The organism is Pseudomonas sp. B20, from assembly GCF_020515755.1.
In the GTDB taxonomy this organism is placed as follows: domain Bacteria; phylum Pseudomonadota; class Gammaproteobacteria; order Pseudomonadales; family Pseudomonadaceae; genus Aquipseudomonas; species Aquipseudomonas syringae.
The window spans coordinates 1-1,915 of the sequence record NZ_JAHPJG010000050.1 but is presented as its reverse complement, the minus strand read 5'-3'; the positions used below and the strand labels follow the sequence as shown (position 1 = coordinate 1,915).

The following is a 1,915-nucleotide window of genomic DNA, read 5'->3' as shown; positions in this document are numbered from 1 at the left end:
CGCACACCATCGTCGATCCGACGCTCAAGTCCAAATACCTGTGGTGGAACAACCTGGCGCAAGTGCAGCGCTTTCAGGATTGTTCGGGTAAAAGCACTTATTACCGCTATGACGAACGCCACCATCTGGTGGCCGTCACCGATGCCCTGAACAACACCACCACGCTGGAACGCAAACCCGACGGCGAAGTGCTGCGCATCAACCACCCGGACCGCACACACGAGACCTTTACCTACAACGAACTGGGCCAGGTCCTGACCCACACCGATGGCAAAGGCCAGACCACCCAGCTGCTGCGTAACGGCCATGGCCTGCCCAAATGGCGACAGGATGCCAAAGGGCAGACCATCACTTACGAATACGACAAGGCCATTCGCCTGGTCGCCCTGACCAACGAAAACGATGCGACCTACCGTTTTGCCTACGACAATGCAGACCGTCTGATCGAAGAAAAGCGCATTGACAACCTCACTCGCCGTTTCAGCTACAACCTCGGCGGACACCTGACACAGGTCGAGGAAATCGGCTACGGCGAGAAAGGCGAACAGCCGCGGCGCAGCACCCATCTTGAGCGCGACCCGATTGGTCGCCTGCTGGCCAAGCTAAACGACGATGCGCGTCAGGACTACGCCTACGACGACGGCGACCGACTGCTGTCAATCGAGCGCAAGCCGACGGACACCGGCAGAAAACTCGGCGTCACTGCCGAAAAACTGGAATTTGCTTACGACCTGCTGGGCCGCCTCGTCAAAGAAACCACGCCTCAGGGCGCGCTGGCCTACGAGTACGATCCGCTCAGCAACCTGACCACGCTGACCCTTCCTACCGGCCAGCACCTGAACCACCTGTACTACGGCAGCGGTCACCTGCATCAGCTCAACCTCGATGGCCAGTTGATCAGCGACATGGAGCGCGACGATCTTCATCGCGAGATCTATCGCACCCAAGGCAAACTCACCAGTTGCTTCGGCTATGACAGCATGGGACGCAAGGCCTGGCAGTACGCCACAACCCTGCCCGCTGAAAAGCTATCGCAGATCCAGAACCCGCTCATAAAGCCGGAGCGCTACGTCGAACACGCCTACAACCCGATTCACCGCCGCTACGAATACGACCCGGCTGGCGAACTGAGCCGCACCCTCGACAAGCTGCGCGGCGAAACCCAGTACGAATACGAAGCCAACGGGCAGTTGCTGGCGCGCAACACCGGTCGAGTGGTCGACGGCGAAGAGTTCCGCTACGACGCTGCGGCCAACCGCCTCAACTTCAACACCAGTCGTTTCGATCACGTCAAAGACAACCGCCTCAAACAGTGGGCGAACCACGAATACAAATACGACGCCTGGGGCAACCTGATCGAAAAAGTTGTCGGCATCGTGCGCTGGCAAACCTTCACCTACGACTGCGAAAACCGCCTGGTCAAAACCGAGACCATGGCCGACACGCAGGTGGAAAGCACCAGCAGCTACCAGTACGACAGTCTGGGCCGACGCGTCGCCAAACAGTCCGAGATCAAAGGCCACACCGAACACAAACGCTTCCTCTGGCAAGGTCTGCGCATGCTGCGTGAGGAAAGTCCGGGACAGAGCAGCCTGTATATCTACGAGCCCGGCAGCTATGCGCCGCTGGCCCGTGTGGATGAGAAAGAAGGCGAGGTAGAGAACAAGGTTTATTACTTCCACACTGACCAGATCGGCACGCCGCTGGAAATGACCGACGCCGAAGGGCAGATCGTCTGGCAGGCCAAGTACCGGGTGTGGGGTGCGGTGGAAAAGCTGGTGGTGAACGAGGTTGAGCAGAACCTGCGGTTCCAGGGGCAGTATTTTGATGTCGAGACGGGGCTGCATTACAACACGCTTCGGTATTATGACCCGGAGATTGGGCGGTTTACTACGCAGGATCCGATTGGGTTGTG

1 protein-coding gene is annotated in these 1,915 nt (G+C 58.7%); it reads left to right on the top strand.

The features are described from left to right. Positions 1 to 1,915 (top strand): RHS domain-containing protein (locus LIX91_RS25485; RefSeq protein WP_226489407.1); only part of this gene is annotated, 1,915 nt, incomplete at both ends.